The organism is Polynucleobacter sp. 71A-WALBACH (assembly GCF_018882365.1).
Classification (GTDB): domain Bacteria; phylum Pseudomonadota; class Gammaproteobacteria; order Burkholderiales; family Burkholderiaceae; genus Polynucleobacter.
Genome location: NZ_JACVOP010000001.1, coordinates 1,081,458 through 1,106,591 on the forward strand (window position 1 = coordinate 1,081,458; position 25,134 = coordinate 1,106,591).

Annotated in this window: 21 protein-coding genes and 2 tRNA genes; 18 read left to right on the forward strand and 5 right to left on the reverse strand. The window is 46.8% G+C overall.

Annotation, left to right across the window (positions count from 1 at the left end; genetic code table 11):
• The first annotated feature begins 57 nt into the window (after window positions 1-57).
• The 11 genes from ICN42_RS05590 (at window position 58) to ICN42_RS05640 (ending at window position 11,190) form a co-directional block, all read left to right on the forward strand.
• Window positions 58-2,352, forward strand: coding sequence for an ABC transporter ATP-binding protein (locus ICN42_RS05590; RefSeq protein WP_216252060.1), 2,295 nt, complete (start codon window positions 58-60; stop codon window positions 2,350-2,352).
• A complete protein-coding gene (locus ICN42_RS05595; RefSeq protein ID WP_216252063.1) occupies window positions 2,349-2,825 on the forward strand; it encodes a DUF1854 domain-containing protein in 477 nt (158 codons plus the stop codon). Before ICN42_RS05590 ends, ICN42_RS05595 begins: the two co-directional genes overlap by 4 nt.
• Before the next feature lie 29 nt (window positions 2,826-2,854).
• Window positions 2,855-2,930 (forward strand) — tRNA-Thr (locus ICN42_RS05600).
• A 173-nt stretch (window positions 2,931-3,103) separates the two neighbouring features.
• On the forward strand, window positions 3,104-4,102 hold the full coding sequence (locus tag ICN42_RS05605) for a tripartite tricarboxylate transporter substrate binding protein (RefSeq protein WP_216252945.1): 999 nt from the start codon (window positions 3,104-3,106) through the stop codon (window positions 4,100-4,102).
• A 101-nt stretch (window positions 4,103-4,203) separates the two neighbouring features.
• Entirely contained in the window at window positions 4,204-4,731 is a 528-nt protein-coding gene (locus ICN42_RS05610) for a tripartite tricarboxylate transporter TctB family protein (protein ID WP_216252066.1), read from the forward strand.
• A gap of 45 nt (window positions 4,732-4,776) precedes the next feature.
• On the forward strand, window positions 4,777-6,276 hold the full coding sequence (locus ICN42_RS05615) for a tripartite tricarboxylate transporter permease (protein WP_216252068.1): 1,500 nt from the start codon (window positions 4,777-4,779) through the stop codon (window positions 6,274-6,276).
• 91 nt (window positions 6,277-6,367) lie between these two features.
• Window positions 6,368-6,742 carry a DUF2946 domain-containing protein gene (locus ICN42_RS05620; protein WP_255539251.1) on the forward strand — a complete coding sequence of 125 codons (375 nt, stop codon included), beginning with the start codon at window positions 6,368-6,370 and terminating at the stop codon, window positions 6,740-6,742.
• A gap of 76 nt (window positions 6,743-6,818) precedes the next feature.
• Entirely contained in the window at window positions 6,819-8,975 is a 2,157-nt protein-coding gene (locus ICN42_RS05625; RefSeq protein WP_216252072.1) for a TonB-dependent receptor, read from the forward strand.
• A complete protein-coding gene (locus tag ICN42_RS05630) occupies window positions 8,975-10,225 on the forward strand; it encodes a sialidase family protein (protein WP_216252075.1) in 1,251 nt (416 codons plus the stop codon). Before ICN42_RS05625 ends, ICN42_RS05630 begins: the two co-directional genes overlap by 1 nt.
• Window positions 10,225-10,704: a TlpA disulfide reductase family protein gene (locus tag ICN42_RS05635; protein WP_216252077.1), complete on the forward strand. Its 480-nt coding sequence runs from the start codon at window positions 10,225-10,227 to the stop codon at window positions 10,702-10,704. The genes ICN42_RS05630 and ICN42_RS05635 overlap by 1 nt, the downstream gene beginning before the upstream one ends.
• A gap of 15 nt (window positions 10,705-10,719) precedes the next feature.
• Window positions 10,720-11,190 (forward strand): copper chaperone PCu(A)C, encoded by a 471-nt coding sequence (locus ICN42_RS05640; RefSeq protein ID WP_370626000.1) that lies wholly within the window; start codon window positions 10,720-10,722, stop codon window positions 11,188-11,190.
• A 91-nt stretch (window positions 11,191-11,281) separates the two neighbouring features.
• Here ICN42_RS05640 and ilvD read toward each other — a convergent pair whose 3' ends face one another.
• Window positions 11,282-12,970: a dihydroxy-acid dehydratase gene (gene ilvD / locus ICN42_RS05645; protein ID WP_216252080.1), complete on the reverse strand. Its 1,689-nt coding sequence runs from the start codon at window positions 12,968-12,970 to the stop codon at window positions 11,282-11,284.
• A 229-nt stretch (window positions 12,971-13,199) separates the two neighbouring features.
• Here ilvD and ICN42_RS05650 point away from each other — a divergent pair, with 229 nt between their 5' ends.
• Both ICN42_RS05650 and ICN42_RS05655 read left to right on the forward strand, forming a co-directional pair.
• On the forward strand, window positions 13,200-13,493 hold the full coding sequence (locus ICN42_RS05650) for a response regulator (protein WP_255539252.1): 294 nt from the start codon (window positions 13,200-13,202) through the stop codon (window positions 13,491-13,493).
• Window positions 13,494-13,574: 81 nt separating this feature from the next.
• Window positions 13,575-14,570, forward strand: coding sequence for a helix-turn-helix transcriptional regulator (locus ICN42_RS05655; protein ID WP_216252082.1), 996 nt, complete (start codon window positions 13,575-13,577; stop codon window positions 14,568-14,570).
• Between the two features lie 34 nt (window positions 14,571-14,604).
• Here the strand turns inward: ICN42_RS05655 and glnK are convergent, their stop codons facing one another.
• From glnK to ppa, 3 genes are read right to left on the reverse strand one after another with little or no spacing between them, the layout of a single operon-like run.
• Entirely contained in the window at window positions 14,605-14,943 is a 339-nt protein-coding gene (gene glnK, locus ICN42_RS05660) for a P-II family nitrogen regulator (protein ID WP_216252085.1), read from the reverse strand.
• A 51-nt stretch (window positions 14,944-14,994) separates the two neighbouring features.
• A complete protein-coding gene (locus ICN42_RS05665; protein WP_216252086.1) occupies window positions 14,995-16,614 on the reverse strand; it encodes an NAD+ synthase in 1,620 nt (539 codons plus the stop codon).
• 26 nt (window positions 16,615-16,640) lie between these two features.
• On the reverse strand, window positions 16,641-17,177 hold the full coding sequence (ppa, locus tag ICN42_RS05670) for an inorganic diphosphatase (RefSeq protein WP_216252089.1): 537 nt from the start codon (window positions 17,175-17,177) through the stop codon (window positions 16,641-16,643).
• Between the two features lie 173 nt (window positions 17,178-17,350).
• Between ppa and ICN42_RS05675 the strand changes: the two genes are divergently transcribed.
• Window positions 17,351-19,408, forward strand: coding sequence for a sodium-translocating pyrophosphatase (locus ICN42_RS05675; RefSeq protein WP_216252090.1), 2,058 nt, complete (start codon window positions 17,351-17,353; stop codon window positions 19,406-19,408).
• 100 nt (window positions 19,409-19,508) lie between these two features.
• Here the strand turns inward: ICN42_RS05675 and trxB are convergent, their stop codons facing one another.
• Window positions 19,509-20,465: a thioredoxin-disulfide reductase gene (gene trxB / locus ICN42_RS05680; RefSeq protein ID WP_216252092.1), complete on the reverse strand. Its 957-nt coding sequence runs from the start codon at window positions 20,463-20,465 to the stop codon at window positions 19,509-19,511.
• A 39-nt stretch (window positions 20,466-20,504) separates the two neighbouring features.
• Between trxB and ICN42_RS05685 the strand changes: the two genes are divergently transcribed.
• From ICN42_RS05685 to ICN42_RS05700, 4 genes are all read left to right on the forward strand, one after another.
• Window positions 20,505-22,817: a DNA translocase FtsK gene (locus tag ICN42_RS05685; protein ID WP_216252094.1), complete on the forward strand. Its 2,313-nt coding sequence runs from the start codon at window positions 20,505-20,507 to the stop codon at window positions 22,815-22,817.
• Complete coding sequence (locus ICN42_RS05690; protein WP_216252097.1) at window positions 22,777-23,511, forward strand: outer membrane lipoprotein carrier protein LolA; 735 nt, start codon at window positions 22,777-22,779, stop codon at window positions 23,509-23,511. The genes ICN42_RS05685 and ICN42_RS05690 overlap by 41 nt, the downstream gene beginning before the upstream one ends.
• A gap of 62 nt (window positions 23,512-23,573) precedes the next feature.
• Complete coding sequence (serS, locus tag ICN42_RS05695; protein ID WP_216252099.1) at window positions 23,574-24,896, forward strand: serine--tRNA ligase; 1,323 nt, start codon at window positions 23,574-23,576, stop codon at window positions 24,894-24,896.
• A 56-nt stretch (window positions 24,897-24,952) separates the two neighbouring features.
• Window positions 24,953-25,042 (forward strand) — tRNA-Ser (locus ICN42_RS05700).
• Window positions 25,043-25,134: the final 92 nt, after the last annotated feature.

Genomic DNA, 25,134 nt, shown 5'->3' on the forward strand with positions numbered 1-25,134 from the left:
AAAGTTGACACAGTTACCAAATCTTAAAAATCTAGCTCCACTATACTTTTAAGACTAATGAAGCCAGAAATTTCCCTATCCGCTCCCCTTTCGTCAAGTCATTGGGCTAGCGCTTTAGAAGCCCCCCAATCACCAGTGAAAGACCTTAACTCAATACTGGCATGGGTTGAGCTGGATCTTGATGGAGATATGCGCTTTGAAAAAAGCCTGCTTTGCTTGATCCCGACAGGGCTTTTTTGGACCGATGGCACCCACACAGAATTTTGGCCTGTTAGCTCTGGAGCGCATCTTTTGCATGGAGATCATGCTGGGGTAGGCCATCTTAAATTGGAGTCTGAGACCAGTCTGCTGCGGCTTTGGTATTTCACCTTGGCTGTCAATCCCCAGGTGTTACGCCTACAGAGTAGCTTTAAGCAGCTAATACGCGGTGATCAGGCGAGTAAACAGCCTGAGGCTTCTGAATACGATAAGCAGGTTTGTCCAGTTTGTTTGAGTCCCAAGCCCGCCAATTCAGATGCTTGCCCAACTTGTGATCCTGAGGAGGATGCCCCTCCATCTACCTGGACCTTATTTAAGTTGTGGCGTTTTGCACGTCCTTATAAAAAAGAGCTTTTATTGGGCTTTGTCCTGACTTTGCTCTCAACGGGCGCCACCCTGATCCCGCCATATTTGACGATGCCTCTAATGGATCACGTCTTAATTCCGTATGAAAAGGGCAATCCGATCGATTTTCATTTGGCCAGCAAGTATCTGTTCGCCTTATTTGCCGCGGCGATCATCGCTTGGGGTTTGGGCTGGTGGAAAACCTATCTCCTCGCATTGGTGAGTGAGCGTATCGGCGCTGATTTGCGTAACACGACCTTTGAGCATTTGCTCAAATTGTCATTAGAGTATTTCGGTGGCAAAAGAACGGGTGACTTGATTGCGCGTATTGGTGCGGAGACTGATCGTATTTGCGTATTCCTATCCCTTTACGCCCTGGACTTTGCGACCGACGTCATCATGATTACGATGACAGCAGCAATTTTGGTGTCGATTGATCCGTTGCTTGCATTGGTAACTTTGGCACCACTGCCATTTATTGTGTGGATGATTCATGTAGTGCGAGACAAACTTCGTTTTGGGTTTGAGAAGATTGATCGCGTGTGGTCTGAAGTAACTAATATCTTGGCGGATACGATTCCAGGTATTCGAGTGGTGAAAGCATTTGCTCAAGAAGATCGTGAGCTCAAGCGTTTTGTTGACTCTAATCTACACAATTTACAAATCAATGATCGCGTTAATCGCGTCTGGGGTTTGTTCTCCCCAACCGTCACGCTCCTTACCGAAACTGGCCTCTTAGTAGTGTGGGGTTTTGGTATTTGGCAGGTAGCCCATCAAAAGGTCACCGTTGGTGTATTGATTGCATTCCTTGCCTATATTGGGCGCTTCTATATTCGACTGGATTCAATGAGTCGGATCGTGTCACATACCCAGAAAGCGGCTGCTGGAGCTAAGCGTATTTTTGATATCTTGGATCATGTCTCCAGCGTTCCTGAGCCAATTAATCCAGCGCCCTTAGGCGAGGTCAAAGGCCGCATCTCCTTGCGTGGCGTGGGTTTCCGCTACGGTAACCGCGCCGTCTCTAAAGGTATTGATCTGGATATTGCCCCTGGAGAAATGATCGGTTTAGTTGGTCATAGCGGCTCGGGTAAGAGTACTCTAGTGAACTTGATTTGTCGCTTCTATGATGTGAGCGCTGGTTCCATCGCTTTAGATGGGCGCGATATTCGTAGTATCGGAATCGCGGACTATCGCAAGCGAATTGGTTTAGTGCTGCAAGAGCCATTTTTATTCTTTGGCACGATCGCAGAAAATATTGCATACGGAAAACCAGAGGCCACTCGCGAAGAAATTATTGAAGCGGCGCGTGCTGCGCATGCGCATGAATTTATTCTGCGCTTACCTTTGGGTTACGACTCATTAGTAGGTGAGCGCGGTCAATCTCTTTCGGGCGGTGAACGTCAACGTATCTCTATTGCACGCGCTCTCTTGATTAATCCAAGCATTCTGATTTTGGATGAGGCTACTTCTTCAGTCGACACTACAACTGAAAAAGAAATTCAGCGCGCTTTAGATAATCTAGTGAAAGGCCGCACGACGATCGCGATTGCCCACCGTCTGTCCACCTTAAGAAAAGCAGATCGTTTGGTTGTGCTTGATAAGGGCGAGATTGTAGAGATTGGTTCGCATGATGAGTTGATGGATGCGCAGGGCGCGTACTATGCCCTTTACCAAGCCCAGCTGCGTCACGCCGCAGAGTTGGTTGAGGGTGGCGCCATTGGTGAGAGTATTGAAGAGGGCAAGGTATGAGTCAATATCAAAAACCACATTCTCTAGAGCGCGATTCTCTCGGTCGCCTTGTCCTGGTGGATGCCAGCGGCAATCGTCACGTTGGCGTCTATCCTGTCAGAGCCTTTCCGATTACGGCGCCGGGCGCTGGGATCTCCCTCATGGATCAATCCGGTAAAGAGCTCTGTTGGTTTGATGGGGTTGCCTCTATCCCCGAGGCTGAATTAGGACTCATTGAAGAAGAAATGGCTGCCCGTGAGTTCATGCCGGTAATTGAAAGAATTACTAAGGTATCCACTTTTGCTACCCCGAGTATTTGGGATATTGAAACTGATCGTGGGCCCACCAGAATTCGTCTCAAGGCCGAGGAGGATATTCGCCGAATTGCTGGAAATACGCTCCTGATTGCGGACTCCAACGGCCTGCAATTTTTAATCAAGGATTCCACTCAGCTTGATAAGGTCAGCAAGAAGCTTCTAGACCGATTCCGCTAGAATTTGAGTTCAGAGACACCGCTTGATTTGCCGCTTTAGCTCAGTTGGTAGAGCAGTTCATTCGTAATGAAAAGGTCGCCAGTTCGATTCCGGCAAGCGGCACCAAACTTGATATTAGGGTTAATACTAGCTAGCTAGTGTTACCCCTAATCCCCCATTTACCAATTATTGATGGCAATCAAGTGTTAGTCCCTCAAGTTGCATAAAAATCGCTACATAACAAAGAGAAGCCAAAGTAATATTGGTATTCAAAATTTTTTGGAGGAGCGTTCATGAAGATGAAGTTAAAAGGGGCATTGATTTCCACCGCATTAGCCCTCGGTGCCGCTGGTATTTCACCTGCTTTCGCCGCTTGGGAACCTACCAAGCCAGTCGAATTCATTATTCCTGCTGGCCCTGGCGGTGGTGCTGACCAAATGGCACGCATGATCCAAGGCATTATTACTAAAAATAACTTGATGAAGCAGGCCATCATCCCTGTAAATAAATCTGCTGGTGCTGGTGCTGAAGGCTTCTTAGCAATGAAAGAGGCAAAGGGCGATCCAAATAAGATCGTAATCACGCTCTCGAATTTATTTACTACTCCTCTGGCTACTGGCGTTCCTTTTAACTGGAAGGACATTACTCCAGTGGCAATGCTAGCCTTAGACCAATTTGTATTATGGGATAACGCAGACAAGCCATATAAAACCGCCAAAGAATTTATCGATGCCGCTAAAGCAGCTGGCCCAGGTAAATTTAAGATGGGTGGAACTGGCTCTAAGCAGGAAGATCAAATTATTACTGTTGCGCTTGAAAAAGCCACTGGCGCTAAATTCACTTATATCCCATTTAAAGGGGGTGGCGACGTAGCTGTTCAGCTCGTTGGTAATCACATTGATTCTTCTGTGAATAATCCAATTGAGGCAGTTGCCCAATGGCGTGCAAATAAGTTACGCGCATTGTGCGTATTTGATGACACTCGCATGCCTTACAAAGAAAAGGTTACCGATACCCAGTCTTGGTATGACATCCCAACTTGTAAAGAAGTAGGCGTTCCCACTGACTACGTCATGTTGCGCGGCATTTTCATGGCTCCGGGCGTTACTCAAGAGCAGGTTGATTTTTATGTCGACTTGTTTAAAAAAGTGCGCGCTACACCAGAGTGGAAAAAGTTCATGATTGATGGTGCATTCAATCAGACCTTCATGTCTGGAAAAGAATTTAGCAATTGGCTAACTCTGAATGAAGCATTGCATAAGCAGCTGATGACCGAGGCTGGTTTCTTGGCCAAGTAATCGCTGAAGATGAAATAGAGCCTCTGTGAGGAGGCTCTATTTTTTTGAACACATCAAAAGCACAGCAGTATTAATTAACCATTTATTAGTGATCGAAGCACATGTCTGAACATACAAACAATTCAAATCAAGACTCAGTAATTAGCGTGCGGATGATGGATATCATCACCGCCCTCTTATTTATTGTAGTTGGCCTAGTGGTAATGATTGGAAGTCTTAAATTAGGCGCCAGCTGGGGCAGCGATGGCCCTGAGGCTGGCTATTTCCCTTTTTACATTAGCCTGATCATTTTGCTATCTAGCACCATTACCCTTTATCAAGCGGCGATCGTCAATAAGAAAAAGAAGACAGAGTCATTCGTTGATAAAGAATCCTTCAAGCAAGTGATGGCGGTATTGTTGCCAGCGATTGTTTTTGTATTGGGTGTTCAGTTAATCGGTATTTACGTATCAGCTGTTATTTACATCGCTATATTTATGGTTTGGTTAGGTAAGTACCCAGCATGGAAAGCAATTGTTGTATCAGTCGGAGTGAGCGCATCTCTCTACCTGATGTTCGAGTATTGGTTCCAGGTTCCATTGCCACACGGCTCTTGGATTAACCCGCTCGAATTTATTGGCGTGCAATAAAAAAAGAATAATTATTAAAAAAGATTAGAAAAGAAGGAGTTCAAGTTGGAAGAAATTAGCGCTCTATTCAGCGGCTTTGCCGTTGCAATGACACCCTTTAACTTGCTATTAATGCTGGTTGGTGTAACTCTCGGTGTGATTATTGGTGTGCTCCCAGGCCTAGGTGGCGCAAACGGAATTGCGATTCTGTTGCCTCTCACCTTCACAATGCCACCAACTTCCGCAATCATCATGCTGTCCTGTATCTATTGGGGCGCATTGTTTGGTGGTGCGATTACATCGGTTTTGTTCAATATTCCAGGCGAGCCCTGGTCTGTTGCGACAACCTTTGATGGCTATCCAATGGCTCGCAATGGTAAAGCTGGCGAAGCATTGACTGCTGCATTTACGTCTTCATTCGTTGGTGCGTTCTTTGCGATCGTGATGATCACTTTCTTAGCTCCATTGGTAGCGAAGTTTGCCTTGCAATTTGGGCCGCCTGAGTTCTTCTCGGTCTACTTGCTGACTTTCTGTAGCTTTGTGGGTATGAACAAGGGATCTCCATTTAAGACAATTTCCGCCATGATGCTTGGCTTTGCCTTGGCGACAGTTGGTATGGATACCGTAACAGGTCAATTGCGTCTGACTTTTGGTAATCCAGAATTGATGCGTGGTTTTGACTTCTTAATCGCGGTTATTGGTCTGTTTGGTATTGGTGAGATTCTCCTTTCAATGGAAGAGGGCTTGGCTTTCCACGGTGCTGCCGCGAAGATTCGTCGCCAAGTGGTACTTGAGACTTGGGCAAAATTGCCAAAGTATTGGGCCACTTCTTTGCGCAGTTGCTTGATTGGTTGCTGGATGGGTATCACCCCAGGTGGTGCTACCCCAGCGTCCTTTATGGCGTACGGTGTTGCTAAGCGCGTCTCCAAGAATGGCGAGAACTTCGGTAAAGGCGAGATGGAGGGTATTGTTGCTCCAGAAACCGCGGCTCATGCTGCTGGTACTGCCGCTTTGTTACCAATGTTGTCCTTGGGTATTCCGGGGTCACCAACAGCCGCTGTATTGCTTGGCGGTTTGTTGATCTGGGGCTTACAACCAGGACCATTACTTTTCGTTGAGAAGCCAGACTTTGTTTGGGGCTTGATCGCTAGTATGTACTTGGGTAACTTGGCAGGCTTGTTTGTTGTATTAACTTGCGTTCCATTGTTTGCCTCGATTTTGAGAATTCCATTCTCAATCATCGCTCCAGTAATTATTGTGATTTGTGCGGTGGGTGCATACACCGTTCACAACGCTACGTTTGATGTTTGGTTGATGCTCGGCTTTGGTGTGCTTGGATATATCTTCAAGAAGTTGGACTATCCAATGGCGCCAATGGTCTTGGCCTTGGTATTGGGTGACCGGGCGGAAGATTCCTTCCGTCAGTCTATGCTGATCTCTCAAGGCAGCGTTGACGTGTTCTTCTCAAACTACCTGGTGGCTGGCATCACAACACTGGCTTTAGTGCTGCTGTTCTGGCCTTTGGTTGGCAAGGTTATCGGCAAGAAAAAGGCTACTGCAGCGTAAGCTAAAGAGCTAAAAATAAAGATTGAACCAAGGGAAGGGGGCGCAAGCCCCTTTTTCTATTCCCGCATCAAGAATCCGATAGAATCTCCTCATGATGAATTTTCGCAAAAATCGCCTCATTCACTGGATTGCAGCTCTAGCAATCGCAATGAGTGCGCTTGCGCCAGCAGTTTCACAGGCGGTATCGCTAGCGAAACACGGCCAAGGTTTTGCAATGGAGATCTGCGCTGCTGATGGCGCTAAAACACAGGTGCATGTGCAAAGCGAAGATCAGTCAGATCGCGTAGAAGCGCTGCCTTGCCCGTATTGCTTGGCTCATAGCAGTATTACCCCGGCGTTCAATACCAGCCTAAGCTTCCAGGCGCCGCAAACACTTGCTTTTCTGCCACAGCTTTTCTATCAATCACCCAAGCCTCTGACTGTTTGGGTAACGCCTCCTTCAGCCGCCCCTCCCACACAAGCCTAAATCTTTTTAGGGCATAGCCTAGCTATGTTTTTGGCAACCAAATATTGGGTTGTCGTCATGTTGTGTGGGGTTGTCAGTGTCATTCAATCAAAAGAAAATAAGTATTTGCATCGGGATTGCGCTCGAATTAATCCTATTTTCAAACAGTGCTCGAGCACAAATTGCGCCGCCACCTGATTATGATCAGAAATTAAAGAGCGTCACTGTTTCCGCTACCCGTTCAGGAACTCCGTTGGATGAAATTCCTTTAAATACAACGGTGCTGACTAAAGAGGCGCTAGAGGTGTCCCCAGATCAAACGATCGATCAGGTCCTAAAGAATGTGCCTGGCGTTATTCTGAATGACACACCTTATTACCAGAAAGATCCAACCGGTCAGGGCATTAACGTCCGTGGCCTTGGTAATGCTAGAACACTAGTGTTGATCGATGGAGTTCCAGCAAATGATGCTTTTTATGGGACTGTGCAGTGGAACTTAGTTCCCATGTCTTCAATTGACTCGGTTGAGTTTATCCGTGGCGGTGTTTCTAGTTTATGGGGTAACTATGGCATGGGCGGCGTTATTAATATTAAGACCAAAACGCCAGTCAATAGCCAGCAAGAGGTATCGGCAAGTTACGGTGCGTTTGGCACTAGCAATGTAGCGGCCTCCAAGGATTTAATTGCATCTGAAAATCTTCAGCTGAGATTTTCTGCTGATTACTTCAACACCGAGGGTTATCAAAATATTGCTACGATTTCTCCGGCATCGCCAACTAGCATTAGAAATGGGCAGGGCGACGCAGCTTCCCATAACTCTAACGTGAGAATGCAGGGTTATTTCAAGGCCACCCAAGATACAAGTGGCTTTTTTCGCCTGGGCTATCACACGATGTCTGACTTATCTTCGGGTTATGCATTTGCAACGAATATCACACAGGAGACTGACCTCGCCGGGGGTGCCACCACTCACCTGGATGACAAGTCAAAAGTAGACGTCAATTTTTTCTACGAGAACACAGGCTTTAATAAGCAAAATGGCTCAACCACTTCTGTTACGGGATCTAATCCCAAAAACTTCCCTTATATAAATGCAAACTATAAAGATCCCTACAGCACTGTAGGTGCATCTGCTCAATATACTCAAGAGGTAACTGGGGTTATTGATCAATTTGTTGTGGGTGTTGATGCTCGTAATATTGCAGGATCAAATCAGACCAATAATCTGGGTGTGAATGGATCCATTGCGGCAGTTAATTATGGACAAGGCCAGCAAACCTTTTATGGATTATTAGGTCAGGCCAAGTCTAAGGCGGAGTCATTCCCGCTCGAAGCTACCTTGGCTGCACGTTTAGATCAGTGGAATAGTCAAACCCCAACTTCCTATAATGCAGGTCTTAGTGGTACACCAATATATCAAAATGTTTCGAATCAAAGCAAGACGCAGCTTAGCCCCACATTGGGTTTGCTGTACAAAATGAATAGGGATTGGGATCTTCGTTCCGCTGCCTATCAAGCATTTCATGCGCCAGGCATGAACAATACACTTCGGAGTTACGGGTCTGGTAATGGATATTCATTCGCAAATCCAAACCTCACTCCAGAAACTATGACAGGCTATGAAGTGGGAACCGACTATCGCTGGCGAGGTGGTTTTGCTCAATTAACTGCATTTAATAACTACATCCAAAATGCAATTGTGAGTTACAAAATTCAACCTAGCCAGCAGGCCCTAGCCAACTCTCTTTGCGCTACGGTTGGTAACCCGAGCGGGTGCTCTACTAACTCTAGTTACTATACAAATAATCAAAGTCTGTTGAGTCAAGGTGTCGAGTTTCAGTTTCATCACGATATCAATTCTCAGTGGGCAACAGATGCTAACTATGCATTTACGAGCACTAAGCTGACATGGACGGCTACCACTGATCCAGTCGGCAAGCAGCTTGCTGGCGTGCCACAAAATATTTTGGGTGGTGGGGTAACTTACTACCCGGTACCGCAAGCAAGTTTGACTGCGACTGTGAGATATGTGGGAAGTTCTTGGCTGGATAATAGCAATACCTTACCGGTGGCTTCTTATGCGGTAGTGGGACTTCGTGCTAACTATGAGCTCACCAAGAGCACAACCGTATACGCATCTGCAGTGAACTTGTTTAATCGCCAGTACATTACTTTTGGCACCGGTAGCAATAGCTCTAGTTATGTATTGGGTATGCCACAAGCAATTTCTGTGGGCGCACGTATCATCTTCTAATGGCATATAAACTTCTCTCCTCTTTTAGTCGCCAGTTATTGGGTGTGCTTCTTCCTTGTGTACTATGCGCTGCGGGACATGCACAAGCCCAGATAGATCATTCTTCGATGGCAAGTGCTTCATCAACGAAGCCCCTGGTTTGCGAAGGATTTGGATTGAATTGTGCTAATGCGGCCACACCATTTCTCACGGAAGATGGAACCTTATTGCTTGCTTGGACCTCGGGTGGCAAGGTGTCTGTCGCGCAGTCATCCGATCTTGGGGGCATGTTTATGCCCCCCATCGTTGTTGCAGAGCATGGAAAAGCTCTTGATGCTGGGAGCGATGCCCGCCCACAAATAGTTTCTGATTCCAGGGGTAATGTATTTCTGGCGTATGCTTTTTTCAAGGATGGTAATTGGAATGCTCAGATCAATACAGTCAGGTCTTCTGATGGGGGCATCAGCTTTACAGCCCCTGCCCCACTGATAAAAAATGGCTCTAGCGAACGCTTTCCTTCGATAGTGATTGGTCCAGATAACACCCTATTTTTGGCCTGGATTGATAAGCGTCTCATTGCGGATGCGAAGGGATCAGGTAATACGCAACTTGGCGGATCTATTGCTTACTCATTTTCTAATGATGTTGGGAAAACTTTTCAGCCTGAGAAAATTGCTAATGACAATAGTTGTGAATGCTGCCGTATAGGCTCAACTATTGATCCAAAGGGAGGGGTGGCAATCGTTTATAGAGCTATTTTCTCTGGGGGCATACGTGATCATGCTACACAGCTCATTAATAAATCTTCATCTGGAGAAATACATAGGGTCTCTAAAGATGAGTGGAGGACTGACGCTTGTCCGCACCATGGCCCCTCAATTGCCGTCTCTAGCACCGGGAAAATTCATGTAGCCTGGTTTACCCAGGGAAGCGCTCGCTCTGGCGTGTTTTATGCTAACTCAAGCAATCAGGGGGAGACCTACTCGAGGCCAGCCAGAATTGGGGCTGAGCAAGAGAATGTATCTCGTCCCTATCTCCTAGCTCTCGATAAATCGATTTGGTTGGTTTGGAAGGCGTTCAATGGGGTCAAGACCTCCGTGTACCTTAAGCAATCCTCGGATGATGGCACTACCTGGTCTCAGCCTGCCCTAATTTCGCAGACAAGTGCTTACTCTGATCATCCTTTGTTAATCAGTAATGGAAGTGAGGTCTTTTTATCTTGGCTAACTCGTGCTGATGGATATCAACTCATTAAACTAGGCGGCAAATAATGAAAAAAATACTTCTTATCTTTTCCCTATTTTTCCTGGCGATGCATTGCGCTTTTGCGGATGTGTCCAGTATGCAGGCATATCAAAAGGGCGAGTGGAGCTCTTTATTGAAGAAAAATGCGGGTCAAGCAGTTGCCATTCATTTTTGGGGTGTTACTTGTGCGCCCTGTGTAAGAGAGATGCCGCAGTGGGGTAAGTTTCTTGCTACGGATAAAAATGCAAAAGTCATATTCATTCAGGTCGATGAAGTACCCATTGAAGCAACTAAAAAAATGTTAGCCCAAGCCCGTCTAGATACAGCTAGCAACTATTACTTAAACACCCCTTTTGATGATTATTTTCGCTATGAAATTGATCCACAGTGGCGTGGCGAAACCCCAATGACCTTGCTGATAGATAAAAACGGAAAGGTGACTCGAAAAACAGGGCCGATAAATTTTATGGAATTGAAGAAGTGGTTTTCTAAAGGGATTTATTAAATTAAGGAGAGTGGTGTGAAAAATATTGTGATTGGTTTGATGTCTTTATCTGCTGCGGTATTTTCTGTCGGGGCGGTTGCTCAAAATGCAAAGATAGGCAGCGTAAAAATTGAAAACGCCTACACTCGCGCCACCGTGCCAGGTCAAATGGCTGCCGGCGGTTTCATGAAAATTGAAAATAAGGGTGCTGCCGATCAATTGTTATCTGCTAGTTCACCCGTTGCTGGTGAAGTGCAGCTGCACGAAATGTCTATGGACGGACAGGTTATGAAAATGCGCCAAGTTAAAGATATCCCAGTGCCAGCTGGTGGTGCGGTGGAATTAAAGCCTGGTGGATTGCATCTGATGTTAATGAATATCAAGGCGCCATTGACTGCTGGTGAGACGGTTCCAGTCAAGTTGAAGTTTGCTAAGGCTGGTGAGGTTGAGGTGAAGATGCCTGTCAATGCAATGGGCGCTGGCCATGGCGGAGCTATGAAGCACTAAGCACTTACGAAAACCGTATTTAGCTGAGGCATTAAAAAAAGCCCCTAGTTTTATTTAGGGGCTTTTGATTTTATTGCCATTGCTATCTGTTTTAATCTAAATTCAGATCCGTTACAGCACCTTTACTTGCAGTGCTTGCGAGGTAAGCATATTTGGCAAGTAATCCACGGGTATAGCGTGGCTTAGGTTGCACCCATGCAGCACGGCGCTTAGCAATTTCTTCATCGCTCACATTGAGTTGAATGAGGAGTTTATGCGCATCAATCGTTACCGAGTCACCCTCATGAATGAGGGCAATCACGCCACCAACAAATGCTTCTGGCGCAACGTGACCAACAACCATTCCCCAGGTACCGCCAGAGAAGCGCCCATCAGTGATGAGGCCTACTGTCTCGCCTAAGCCTTGGCCAACTAGGGCAGAGGTAGGAGCTAGCATCTCACGCATACCAGGACCGCCTTTAGGGCCTTCGTAGCGAATGACCATCACATCACCATCTTTAATCTTTTGCGCCATGATGGCAGCCATTGCATCGTCTTCCGAATCAAATACGCGGGCTGGGCCAGTAATTGATGGGTTCTTGAGGCCAGTAATCTTGGCGACACAGCCCTCTGGAGAGATATTGCCTTTCAGAATAGCTAGGTGGCCTTGCTTGTAAAGCGGATTATCTAAAGTGCGAATCACTTTTTGATCTGCGCGCGGTACTGAAGGAACATCTTTTAATGTCTCAGCAATTGTTTTTCCGGTGATGGTCATGCAATCACCATGTAATAGTCCGCCATCAAGCAAAATCTTCATTACTTGCGGAATGCCGCCAGCCTGATGAAGATCAGTTGCTAAATATTGACCAGAAGGTTTCATATCCACAATCACGGGAACGCGTTTACGAATGCGCTCAAAGTCATCAATCGTCCAATCGATCTCAGCGGCACTAGTAATTGCTAAGTAGTGAAGAACCGCATTGGTAGATCCACCAACAGCCATGATGACACTGACTGCATTCTCAATCGATTTTTTGGTGATGATGTCACGTGGACGTAAATTTTTCTTGATTGCCTCAACCAGTACTAATGCTGACTCATGCGCGCTGGCAACCTTCTCAGCATCCTCATTTGCCATGGTGGAGGAGTAAGGCAGGCTCATACCCAATGCTTCAAACGAGGAGCTCATGGTATTGGCGGTATACATACCGCCGCAAGATCCACTGCCTGGACAGGCGTGTTGCTCTACACCTTTTAGATCTGTTTCGCTCAGGCGTCCAGAAGTAAATTCACCAACGGCTTCAAATGCAGAAACAATATTCAGTTCTTTACCTTTGAAGTGTCCCGGCTTAATCGTTCCGCCATATACATAGATGCTTGGGACGTTAGTACGCGCCATCGCCATCATGCCGCCTGGCATATTCTTGTCGCAACCACCAATAACTAAAACACCGTCTTGCCACAAACCATTGACACAAGTTTCGATACTGTCGGCAATCACTTCACGAGAGATTAGGGAATACTTCATTCCCTCAGTGCCCATGCCGATACCATCAGAGACGGTAGGGGTGCCAAACATTTGCGCTTTTGCGCCAGCCTCTTCAAGTGCTGTTACCGCTGCGTCAGCCAGTTTTTGTAAACCGCTATTGCAGGGGGTAATTGTGGAGTGGCCATTTGCTACGCCAACCATCGGCTTCACAAAATCTGTTTCTTGGTAGCCCATCGCGTAATACATAGAGCGATTGGGTGCGCGAGCAACCCCTTCGGTGACATTACGCGAGCGTTCATTGAGGCGTTTCATGCTGATATTGACTCCAGAAAAGAATTTGTCGAAAAGCTCTATTGTGCCGTGAGACAACAGGGAATGCAGGGGTTTATGCAGACTTTTTGGTGTTCTCGTTAGGCGCTGCAAGAAGCATATTTCTCTATTGTATTTGCTGATTCAGCCTCATTATTAGCTTGAGGGCTAATATCCTTCGTAAAAAAGCTGCGGTACATTGCCTTATCTACTACTTTTCCTTTTAAATTCAATGACTAAAGTTGGCCACATCTACCTAATTGACGACGATGAGTCGATGCGCACCTCTTTAAGCAGAATGCTCAAGGATGTGGGTTACATCGTTGATGATTTCTCCTCCGCAGTGACGTTTCTGGAACATTCGGTGCCAGTAGCACCAGCGGTCATCTTGCTCGATATGCAAATGCCAGATGCTACGATCAAGGTTCATAAGGCGAGAGTCATGGATAAGATGAATGTGGATTCAGTTCAATTGTTAGTTGCAAAGTACCTTGAATCAGACCTAGAAAACCTCCAAAATGGCTAGCCCTTGAGCTAATTTGCTTACTAGTAGATAAATACTATGATGGGACAACACTTTGCTAGATAAGGCACTTAAGACATTTTTGTGATCACTAACACCAAGCTCCCAGCAATTCGTAAAGAAGCCTTTTCTCAGGCCAGAGAAAAGCGCGGTCTGAGCACAAAAGATCTCGGTGGAATGGCTTGCTTATCTCATCGCCAAATTGAGCAAATTGAGAGCGGCCAATCCGGCTCCTTCTATGGCGCCCAAAATAAATTGACCGCTGCTAAAAAAGTGGCCAAGTTACTCAACTTAAGCGACGTGGAAGCATTTGACTATGGGGCTCAAGTACCAGCAACAATAATTGAAGAGCCAAAGGCTGAAGAGTCTAAGGCTCCCGCCAAAAAAGCACAGGTAAAAAAAGAAGCTGAAGCAGCGCAGGAAATAGTGGAGGAGGCTCAAGCTCCAAAAGTAGAGCCCATAAAAGCCAAATTAGAAGAAATGCCTTTGTCTGCAACGGCGGTAAGTTCAAAGCCTACTTCGTCAAAGAAGTTGTTCCTATGGCTCAGCGTGATAGCGGCGCTGGTGTTCTCGGTCATTAATCTGCGCCCACTATTTTTTGCAGACAAGCCTGAAGAAATCATTGTTGTAAAAGAAGAGGTGATTGAGCCAGCTCCAGCAGCCCCTCCAGCGGAGCCTACACCAGTCGCTCCAGTTGCTGTCGCACCAGTAGTTGCGGTTCCTGCGGTCAGTACTGAGACCTCAACGGCCTGCCCTGCTGAGGAAGGGATTATTAGCTATAAACCAGATGCACCTCGTAAAGCGGCTGACATGGTTTATGTACAAGTTAAATCAAAGCAGGTTATTTGTGTCAGCGATGCTTCTGGAAAGATTCAAAACAAAACTGTTGAGCCCGGAGTTGGCGTATCCTTTTATGGCAAGCCGCCATTTAAAGTACTGACAGGTGGGCTTGCTCAGGCAGATATATTCTTTCAAGGCGCAAAGGTTCGCCTGACAAATCTAAATTACAAAACTGTAGTGTTGGAGGCTGCTGAAGTGGTGGCTCCATCCGTAGACCGGACAGATTCTCAGCAGCGCTAACCCTCTGGAGAGTTAGCGCATCAAATGCTGATTCTTAAACTGCGGAGTCGTTAGTTTCGCCAGTGCGAATACGAATTGCCTGTTCAATTGGGCTAACAAAAATCTTGCCATCACCAATCTTGCCTGTGCGCGCGGCTTTAGTAATGGCTTCGATTGCTGTTTCTACACGATCATCAGCAACCACTACTTCTACTTTTACTTTGGGTAAAAAGTCGACTACATACTCGGCGCCACGATAGAGTTCAGTATGACCTTTTTGGCGACCAAAACCTTTTACTTCAGTAACGGTAAGTCCGGTGACGCCTACTTCAGCTAAGGCTTCACGAACTTCGTCAAGTTTGAACGGCTTAATAATGGATGTGATTAGCTTCATATATTCCCCTTAATACGGTAATCATACCTAGAACTGATAACGAGCGCCCAATTACGCTCTAAATTGAGAAGTGATGGGGTATCGCCAGTCACGCCCAAAGGCTCTGGTAGTCACGCGAACACCGGGAGGCGCTTGACGGCGCTTGTACTCATTAAGCTTAATGAGGCGAGTCACTTTTTCTACGCTTTCGGGATCAAATCCAGCAGCAATAATTTGAGCGATGGATTGGTTTTGCTCCATATAACGCTCTACGATGCCATCCAATACCTCGTAGGATGGCAAGCTATCTTGATCGGTTTGATCAGGGCGCAATTCCGCGGAAGGCGCGCGTGTCAAAATCCGCTCCGGAATAATTGGGGCAATACTATTGCGATAAGCACACAAGCGATAGACCAAGGTCTTAGCAATATCCTTAATGACCGCAAAGCCGCCAGCCATATCTCCATATAAGGTGCAGTATCCAACCGCCATTTCGCTCTTATTGCCTGTGGTTAAAACTAGGCGACCTGTTTTATTGGAGAGGGCCATGAGTAGGGTGCCACGCACCCGCGCCTGAATATTCTCTTCGGTAGCGTCGAGTTTCAATCCTTTGAATTGCTCGGCTAAGGCATGCTCAAGGGCGTCAACGGGTTCGCTAATTGGAATCTCATCGTATTGCACGCCAAGATTCTGGGCCATTTCTCTCGCATCAATCCAGGAAATATCAGCGGTGTAACGTGAGGCCATCATGACGGTGCGCACTTTGTCTGCGCCCAAGGCATCCACTGCAATCGCCAGCACTAATGCAGAGTCAACACCTCCAGAGAGGCCAATAATGACACCCGGAAAGCGATTCTTCTGAACGTAGTCGCGCACACCCAAAACAAGCGCTTGGTAAGCTTGAGCCTCTACGCTGGAGGGAACCACCATGACGCCTGGATCTAAATCAGCAGATGGATTGACATTCACAAAGCCAAGAGCAGTTTCAAACTGGGGCATGGTCATCATTACTTTGCCTGCACTGTTTAAAGCAAAAGATCCACCATCAAAGACAAGCTCATCTTGACCACCTACTGCATTGACATACACCAATGGCATCTTACTTAAGGCAATCTGTTTGCGCAGTACATCAATGCGTAAAGATTCTTTTTGGAGGTGATAAGGCGATGCGTTGAGAACTAGAAGTACTTGAGCGCCAGCAGCATGAGCCTGTTTGGCGGGACCAGCATGCCAGGCATCTTCGCACAGAATCACTCCGTATTGAATGTCCGCATTTTCAAAGACACAGGCTTCCTTACCGGCCGTGAAATAACGGACCTCATCAAATACTTCATGATTAGGTAACTCTTGCTTGGCGTAACTAGCAATGACTTTGCCATCACGAATGACGGAGGCGAAGTTTTGTAAACCAGCGGCAGTCTTCGTGGGGTGTCCAACTATGACTGTTAAACCCGGAAATTTTTGGAGCTCTTGCATTAAAAGGCTGAGCTCGCGATCAGCAGCCTCTATAAAAGCAGGGCGTAAGAGTAAATCTTCTGGAGGGTAGCCAGTGAGCGAGAGCTCTGGTGTGAGAAGGATTGTGGCGCCTTGTGCATATGCATCTGCAGCGGCTTGAGAGATGAGCTGCGCGTTGCCAGGCAAATCACCCAGAAGAGGGTTGATTTGCGCTAAGGCGATTTTTTGCGAGCTCACTCCCAATTTTAAATAAAGTTAAATGGTTATGTATTTTCTTTGTTATAGCGCTCGATACCTTCAAGAATCTCTTGATGTGCTTCAGCTACGCCAGCCCAACCCTTTACTTTTACCCATTTACCTTTTTCGAGATCTTTGTAGTGCTCGAAGAAATGTTGAATTTGGTTTAAGCGCAATGGGTTGATGTCTTCTGGCTTTTGCCAGTGTGTATAGATCGGTAAAATTTTATCTTCTGGTACGGCGAGCAACTTCGCATCTTGACCCGCTTCATCTTCCATCTGCAAGATACCGATTGCGCGGCAGCTAACTACAACACCTGGGATTAACGGAAAAGGAGTAATGACAAGAACGTCAACTGGGTCGCCATCGCCCGCAATGGTTTTATTGATATAACCATAATTGCATGGGTAGTGCATTGCTGTTCCCATAAAGCGATCAACAAAAATAGCGCCGCTTTCTTTATCCACTTCATACTTTATCGGATCGGCATTCATGGGGATTTCAATAATGACGTTAAAGCTTTCGGGGATTTTCTTGCCTGGTTTGACCTTGTCGAGACTCATACAAACTCCAAATAGTGATTAGTAAATACCCTGATCTTGATAAAGACGCAGAGAAGTGATTCTGCTACATACTGATAAAGCGCATATAGCCTCTAGTTTATCGCTTTCAGAAAGTGGGCTGACATACGTAAGAGATGCAAAACAATTTAAACCAAATTTTAAGGGGTTTAAGCATGGGTAATGTCACTTTAGGCTTATATTTTGCCTTGGCTTGCGGTGTTCTAGCCGTGATTTATGGTTTTGTAATGCGTAGCTGGATTCTGCGACAAAGCACTGGTAATGCCAAGATGCAAGAAATTGCCGAGGCAATTCAGCAGGGCGCTGCCGCGTATCTTTCACGTCAATACAAAACCATTGGCATTGTTGGAATCGTTCTCACGATCTTAATAGCTCTATTCTTGGATGTTGCCACCGCCATGGGCTTTGTTATCGGCTCAGTCCTTTCTGGTGCTTGTGGCTTTATTGGCATGAATGTTTCAGTTCGCGCTAATGTCCGAACTGCTGAAGCAGCCACCAAGGGTATGAATGAAGCTCTGAATGTGGCCTTTAAGGGTGGCGCAATTACCGGCATGCTGGTCGTAGGGCTTGGTCTACTAGGTGTAGGTCTTTTCTTTATGTTTTTGGTATCAACAGGATCTGGGCAGGATCTCTCATCCGTACTGCATCCCCTCATTGGATTAGCATTTGGCTCCTCATTGATTTCAATCTTCGCTCGTCTGGGCGGAGGCATCTTTACCAAAGGCGCCGATGTTGGTGCTGATTTAGTGGGTAAGGTAGAGGCAGGCATTCCTGAGGATGACCCTCGCAATCCTGCGGTTATCGCAGATAACGTCGGTGACAACGTAGGTGACTGCGCAGGTATGGCTGCGGACTTATTTGAAACCTATGCTGTGACATTAATTGCCACGATGGTTTTAGGGGCACTCATGATTACTAGTGCCCCAGTCTCTGCCATTGTTTACCCCTTAGTGTTGGGAGGTGTCTCAATAATCGCTTCCATTATTGGCTGCTCTTTTGTAAAGGCCACTCCTGGTATGAAAAACGTTATGCCAGCTTTGTACAAAGGCTTAATTGTGGCTGGCGGCATTTCTTTAGTAGCGTTTTATTTTGTCACTAATTTCATCATGCCGGATGATGCCTTGGGTATCCCTGGAAGTCAGTGGCGTTTGTTTGCATCCACAGTAGTTGGCTTGGTACTCACCGCTGGATTAGTTTGGATTACGGAGTACTACACTGGAACGCAATTTAAGCCGGTGCAACACATTGCCGAAGCTTCAACCAAAGGTCACGGTACTAATATCATTGCTGGCTTAGGTGTCTCTATGAGATCCACAGCATATCCAGTGTTATTTGTTTGCGCTGCAATTTATGCAGCTTACTGGTTAGCTGGAATTTATGGCATTGCTATTGCAGCTACTGCCATGTTGTCGATGGCGGGTATTGTGGTTGCTCTAGATGCCTATGGACCCATCACAGATAATGCAGGTGGTATCGCTGAGATGGCCGGTTTGCCACAATCTGTCCGTGACATTACTGATCCACTCGATGCTGTAGGTAATACGACCAAGGCAGTGACGAAAGGTTATGCGATTGGTTCGGCAGGTCTTGCTGCTCTAGTGCTCTTTGCTGATTACACACATGCCCTTGAATCTATTGGCCAGCAAGTATCTTTTGACTTATCAAATCATATGGTGATCATTGGCCTCTTTATTGGAGGCATGATTCCGTATTTGTTTGGTGCGATGGCCATGGAAGCAGTGGGTCGTTGTGCTGGCGCGGTTGTAGAAGAGGTTCGTCGACAGTTTCGCGATATCCCTGGAATCATGGAGGGGACGGCAAAACCGGAATATGGCAAAGCCGTGGATATGCTGACTTCTGCAGCAATTAAAGAAATGATTATTCCATCACTCCTACCCGTTGTTGCCCCGATTTTGGTCGGCTTATTTTTGGGGCCTGCTGCCTTAGGCGGTTTGCTCATGGGTACTATCGTGACTGGTTTGTTCGTAGCAATTTCGATGTGTACTGGTGGTGGCGCTTGGGATAATGCCAAGAAATACATTGAAGAAGGCAACTTCGGTGGCAAGGGTTCTGAAGCGCATAAAGCGGCAGTCACTGGAGATACTGTAGGCGATCCCTATAAGGACACTGCAGGACCTGCTGTGAACCCTTTAATTAAAATTATCAACATCGTCGCATTATTGATCGTGCCATTATTGCCTTTGGCTCGTTAACAATAGTCGGGATGTAAAAGCTCTTCCTTGTTGGTGGTTGTGTTCCATAAAAAAACGCCTAGCAATGCTAGGCGTTTTTATTGCTCCATTGTTTAGTGAGCTATGCCAAGGTTTCTAAATACCGTTGAGCATCTAATGCAGCCATGCATCCCGTGCCTGCGCTGGTAATAGCTTGACGATAAATATGGTCTTGCACATCACCTGCTGCAAAAACGCCGGGGATATTGGTAGCGGTTGCATTACCTTCTAAACCAGAGTGAGTCTTAATATAGCCATTATTCATATCTAATTGACCAATGAATAATTCAGTATTAGGTTTGTGGCCAATCGCAATAAAGGCACCAGTCACAGCAATATCTTCTGTGCTGCCATCCGCTTTCTTAATGCGCACACCGGTCACGCCTTTTTCGTCGCCCAGCACTTCGTCCAGAGTGGAGTTCAATTTGAGCTCAACCTTACCTTCGGCTACTTTCGCCATGAGGCGGTCATTAAGAATTGGCTCTGCACGGAATTTATCGCGACGATGAATCACGGTCACTTTTTTAGCGATGCCAGTCAGGTAGAGCGCCTCTTCAACAGCAGTGTTACCACCACCGACCACGCAAACATCTTGATTGCGATAGAAGAAGCCATCACATGTCGCGCATCCAGAAACACCGCGACCCATAAATGCTTCTTCACTAGGTAGCCCAATGTACTGAGCAGATGCCCCTGTAGAAATAATTAAGGCATCACAGGTGTAGGTGCCAGAGTCGCCAACCAAGCGGATCGGCTTTTCAGTGAGTGCGGCAGTATGAATATGATCAAAGATGATGTTGGTATTAAAGTGCTCTGCGTGCTTCAAAAAGCGATCCATTAGCTCTGGTCCTTGGACTCCATCGGGGTCTGCTGGCCAGTTTTCGACATCAGTAGTGGTCATTAATTGACCGCCCTGTGCTAATCCAGTAATGAGGGTAGGGCTCAAATTAGCCCGGGCTGCGTATACGGCAGCCGTATAGCCAGCAGGGCCTGAACCCAGAATGAGGACTTTGGAGTGTTTTGGGGTATTTGTAGTCATACCCAAATTATAGGATTGCTTGATTACAATCGGTAGAACATGGCAAGAACCGCATACCCGAAGTCTAAAACCCCTTTAAGCCCCCAGCCCCCTGAGAATCACGGGCAGGGCAGGATGCCCCGCCTCCTACTGGAGGCTCGCTGGTTTATCTCCTGCGGCCTATGTTTAGGACTCTTTGCTATTTTGCTGACCTATTCGAAAGCAGATCCGGCTTGGTCGCATGCCAGTTTTGAGGTTCCCAAGAACCTGGGCGGGCGCTTTGGGGCCTATTTAGCTGATTTATTACTTTATATCTTTGGTATTTCCGCTTTTTGGTGGGTGGTGCTCTTTGGGCGCCGCGTTCTGAGTGGCTGGCGTGAGCTTTGGAGCATTCCTTTGCCGCCAGATCCAGATGCCAAGCCAGACTCCTTATTAATGCGCTGGTTGGGCTTTGGGCTGACTTTATTGAGCAGCATGGGTCTTGAGTCTATTCGCATGCATTCGCTGACCTGGGAGCTTCCAAGGCCTCCTGGAGGTATCTTGGGAGAGCTCATTGGCGATCCCTTGCAGATGACCTTAGGTTTTACTGGTTCTACTTTGGTTTTGCTATTTACGCTTTGTGCCGGTCTTTCCTTGTTTCTTCATTTTTCTTGGTTAGATGTCGCTGAAAAAGTAGGTCGCTCCCTAGAGTTGGCATATAACCGTTTGCGTGAGCGTCGCGATAGTGAAGAGGATCGCAAATTGGGTGAAGCGGCAGCAGAAGAGCGTGAAGAGTTTGTTGAAGAGTTCCGCGGGCGCGTTGAAATCGCTAAACCAGTACAGATTGTTCGTGCCCCAGTAGAGATTCCGAAAAGTGCTCGCGTTGAGCGCGAGAAACAGCAGCCACTATTTGTGGATATTCCAGATTCAGAGCTACCTCCATTGGCATTGCTTGATCCTGTCCCAGAAGCGAAAGAAACTATTTCAGCGGACGTACTGGAATTTACTTCTCGCCTCATTGAGCGCAAGTTGGCTGAGTTCAATGTGGAAGTGAAGGTCATTGCGGCCTATCCAGGCCCAGTAGTGACTCGTTACGAAATTGATCCTGCTGTTGGTGTGAAGGGTAGTCAGATCGTCAACCTATCCCGCGACTTGGCACGCTCTCTTGGTGTAGTAAGTATGCGTGTGGTGGAAACCATTCCCGGTAAAACATGTATGGCCTTGGAGCTACCAAACCCAACGCGTCAATCGGTTTACTTGTCTGAGATTTTGAGTTCACAGGTTTACAACGACAGCCACTCCAATTTAACCTTGTCTTTAGGTAAAGATATTTCTGGTAGCCCTATCGTGGCTGACTTGGCAAAGATGCCGCACTGCTTGGTTGCGGGTACCACTGGTGCTGGTAAGTCTGTTGGTATTAATGCCATGATTCTGTCTATCCTCTTTAAGTCGAAGCCTGATGAAGTGCGTCTGATCATGATTGACCCGAAGATGCTAGAAATGGCAATGTACGACAAGATCCCGCATCTACTGTGCCCGGTAGTGACTGATATGAAGCAAGCGTATAACGCACTGAATTGGGCTGTGAATGAGATGGAGCGTCGCTACAAGCTCATGAGTAAGTTCGGTGTGCGTAACCTTGCTGGCTTCAATAAAAAGATTTTAGAGGCGGAAGAAAAAGGCGAGAAGCTTACCAATCCATTCAGCCTTACTCCAGATGATCCGGAGCCAATTTATAAGGCGCCCGTGATCGTGATCGTGATCGATGAGTTGGCTGACTTGATGATGGTCTCTGGCAAAAAGATTGAAGAGTTAATTGCGCGTATTGCCCAAAAAGCCCGTGCTGCCGGTATCCATTTGGTGTTAGCAACTCAACGTCCTAGCGTGGATGTGATTACTGGCCTGATTAAAGCCAACGTTCCTACCCGCATCTCTTTCCAGGTCAGTAGCAAGATCGATAGCCGTACGATTCTCGATCAACAGGGTGCTGAAGCACTGCTGGGTATGGGTGACATGCTCTACATGGCACCCGGTACTGGTTTACCGGTTCGCGTTCATGGCGCCTTTGTTTCTGACGATGAGGTTCATCGGGTAGTGGAGTGGCTCAAAGAGAAGGGCGAAGCTAACTACATTGACGGTGTTCTTGAGGGTGCCGATGAATCTAATATCGATGCTCTGACTGGTGAAGGTGGCGGCGAAGCCGACCCGTTATACGACCAAGCAGTAGCTATCGTCCTGGACAATAAGCGTCCATCCATCTCCTTGGTACAACGTCATTTGCGCATTGGTTATAACCGTGCCGCCCGCTTACTCGAGGATATGGAAAAAGCCGGTTTAGTTTCGAAGATGGGTAATGGCGGTAATCGCGAAATCCTCCATCGTCCTTCCGAATAAGGCGATCCCCTTGCGTAGATTTTTCTCGTTACTAGCTCTCGGGCTCACAGTTCTTTTATCTTCAAACGGGGTATTTGCAGATGGCGAAAGTGGTGCAGAGCAGTTGCGTCAGTTTGTGCGTAGCTCCAAAACTGCTGAAGGTGAGTTTGTGCAACAACAGTTGCGCGCACCTAAAGCAAATGAGCCACAAGATAAGGGTTTAAAAGTCATTCGCCAAACTCAGGGTCGTTTTGTATTTCAGCGACCAGGGCGATTTATTTGGGACACCCAAAAGCCGTATGAACAAAAACTGATTGCTGATGGCAAGCAACTCATTTTGTGGGACAAGGACTTAAATCAGGCAACATTCAGGCCTGCTGGCCAAGCTTTGGCAGCTACGCCTGCGGCAATCTTGTTTGGAGAGACTTCCCTAGACCAACATTTTGATTTAGTTGAGGCAGAAGATCGCTTGGGTATGAAATGGGTTGCTCTTGTCCCCAAGAAAAATCCCAATGCAAAAAATGGGAATGACTTACCGTATACCAAGATCTCAGTGGGGATGGCCAATGGACTGCCTAAAGCACTGGAGCTCATAGATGGGCTAGGAAGCGTGGTGTTGGTTACCTTAGATAAGATTCAATTGAACGTCAATTTGCCCGCCAATCGCTTTACCTTTGTGCCGCCTGCTGGCGCGGAAGTCTTGCGCTTAAACTAGAACCCATAAGTCTTATTGAGTCACCTTTCAGTAAAAACCAAATATAAAAAATCGAGCAATATATGATTGACCCGCAATTACTCCGCAAAGATATCGCAGCCGTTGCTGCCCGTTTAGCCACTCGTAAATTTCAACTGGATGTTGAGAAGTTCAACACCTTAGAGTCTGAACGCAAATCTTTGCAAACACGCACTGAAGAATTGCAATCTAAACGTAATCAATTGGCTAAGGCCATTGGTATGAAAAAAGGTAAAGGCGAGGATGCTACTACCGAGTTGGCGGAAGCAACCCAGATTAACCTTGATATGGAATCAGGCGCATCACGCTTAGCAATTTTGCAGGTAGAGATTGCAGATTTCTTGATGGGTATTCCGAACCTGCCGGATGAAGCAGTTCCTGTTGGTAAAGATGAGACTGAAAACAAAGAAGTGAAGCGCTGGGGCGATGCTCCAGCATTTGATTTTGAGATTAAAGACCATGTTGATCTGGGTGGCCCACTGGGTCTAGATTTTGAAGTAGCAGCGAAGATTAGTGGCTCGCGCTTTGTGGTTCTCAAGGGGCCTATTGCTCGATTGCATCGTGCTTTAGCGCAATTCATGCTTGATACCCACACAACCCAGCACAATTACCAAGAGATCTACGCACCATATATGGTTAATGCTGCCTCCATGCGTGGTACTGGTCAGCTACCTAAGTTTGAAGAGGACTTGTTTAAGGTTCCTCGTCAAATGGGTGGTGAAGATACAAAGGGGGCAAATGCCGGCGAAGCAAGAATTGAAAACTTCTACTTGATTCCGACAGCAGAAGTACCGGTGACGAATTTAGTGCGCGATGAGATTGTGAGTGCCGATAGTCTGCCTTTGAAATATGTTGCCCACACTCCATGCTTTCGTTCTGAGGCTGGAAGCTATGGGCGCGATGTGCGTGGAATGATTCGTCAACATCAGTTTGATAAAGTGGAGTTGGTGCAAATTACTAAGCCAGAAGATTCAATGCAGGCCCTAGAGGATTTAACTGGACACGCAGAGAAGATTCTCGAGTTACTGGAGCTACCTTATAGAAAAGTATTGCTCTGTACTGGTGATATGGGTTTTGGTAGTGCCAAGACTTATGACTTAGAAGTATGGGTGCCATCACAGAAAGCTTATCGTGAAATCAGCTCTTGCTCCAGCATGGGCGATTTCCAAGCACGACGCATGCAGGCTAGATTTAAAGCTGGCCAAGGCAAGCCAGAATTAGTGCACACCTTAAATGGATCCGGTCTTGCGGTTGGTAGAGCGCTGGTTGCATTACTTGAGAACAAACAGCAAGCGGATGGCAGCATTGCTATTCCAAAAGCATTGCAGTCTTACTTGGGCGGCCTAGAGGTATTGAAGCCTCTCTAAATGATGATCTAAGAAGATCAGGGGATTGCCCGAAAGCTATAATCGCAGTTCGGTTCGGAGAGGTGGCAGAGTGGTCGAATGTACCTGACTCGAAATCAGGCGTAGGGTCAAACCTACCGTGGGTTCGAATCCCACCCTCTCCGCCAATCAATCTCTGTATTTTTGCCTACAGAGAAAATATTGAAAGAGCCCCGCATAACGTGGGGCTTTTTATTTATAGGTAGTTTGTAATGCACGG

Coding starts and splice junctions, on each gene's coding strand:
- ICN42_RS05590 (WP_216252060.1), top strand. CDS start 58: ATGAAGCCAGAAATTTCCCTATCCGCTCCCCTTTCGTCAAGTCATTGG.
- ICN42_RS05595 (WP_216252063.1), top strand. CDS start 2,349: ATGAGTCAATATCAAAAACCACATTCTCTAGAGCGCGATTCTCTCGGT.
- ICN42_RS05605 (WP_216252945.1), top strand. CDS start 3,104: ATGAAGTTAAAAGGGGCATTGATTTCCACCGCATTAGCCCTCGGTGCC.
- ICN42_RS05610 (WP_216252066.1), top strand. CDS start 4,204: ATGTCTGAACATACAAACAATTCAAATCAAGACTCAGTAATTAGCGTG.
- ICN42_RS05620 (WP_255539251.1), top strand. CDS start 6,368: ATGATGAATTTTCGCAAAAATCGCCTCATTCACTGGATTGCAGCTCTA.
- ICN42_RS05630 (WP_216252075.1), top strand. CDS start 8,975: ATGGCATATAAACTTCTCTCCTCTTTTAGTCGCCAGTTATTGGGTGTG.
- ICN42_RS05635 (WP_216252077.1), top strand. CDS start 10,225: ATGAAAAAAATACTTCTTATCTTTTCCCTATTTTTCCTGGCGATGCAT.
- ilvD (WP_216252080.1), bottom strand. CDS start 12,970: ATGAAACGCCTCAATGAACGCTCGCGTAATGTCACCGAAGGGGTTGCT.
- ICN42_RS05650 (WP_255539252.1), top strand. CDS start 13,200: ATGACTAAAGTTGGCCACATCTACCTAATTGACGACGATGAGTCGATG.
- glnK (WP_216252085.1), bottom strand. CDS start 14,943: ATGAAGCTAATCACATCCATTATTAAGCCGTTCAAACTTGACGAAGTT.
- ppa (WP_216252089.1), bottom strand. CDS start 17,177: ATGAGTCTCGACAAGGTCAAACCAGGCAAGAAAATCCCCGAAAGCTTT.
- ICN42_RS05675 (WP_216252090.1), top strand. CDS start 17,351: ATGGGTAATGTCACTTTAGGCTTATATTTTGCCTTGGCTTGCGGTGTT.
- trxB (WP_216252092.1), bottom strand. CDS start 20,465: ATGACTACAAATACCCCAAAACACTCCAAAGTCCTCATTCTGGGTTCA.
- ICN42_RS05685 (WP_216252094.1), top strand. CDS start 20,505: ATGGCAAGAACCGCATACCCGAAGTCTAAAACCCCTTTAAGCCCCCAG.
- ICN42_RS05690 (WP_216252097.1), top strand. CDS start 22,777: ATGGCGGTAATCGCGAAATCCTCCATCGTCCTTCCGAATAAGGCGATC.
- serS (WP_216252099.1), top strand. CDS start 23,574: ATGATTGACCCGCAATTACTCCGCAAAGATATCGCAGCCGTTGCTGCC.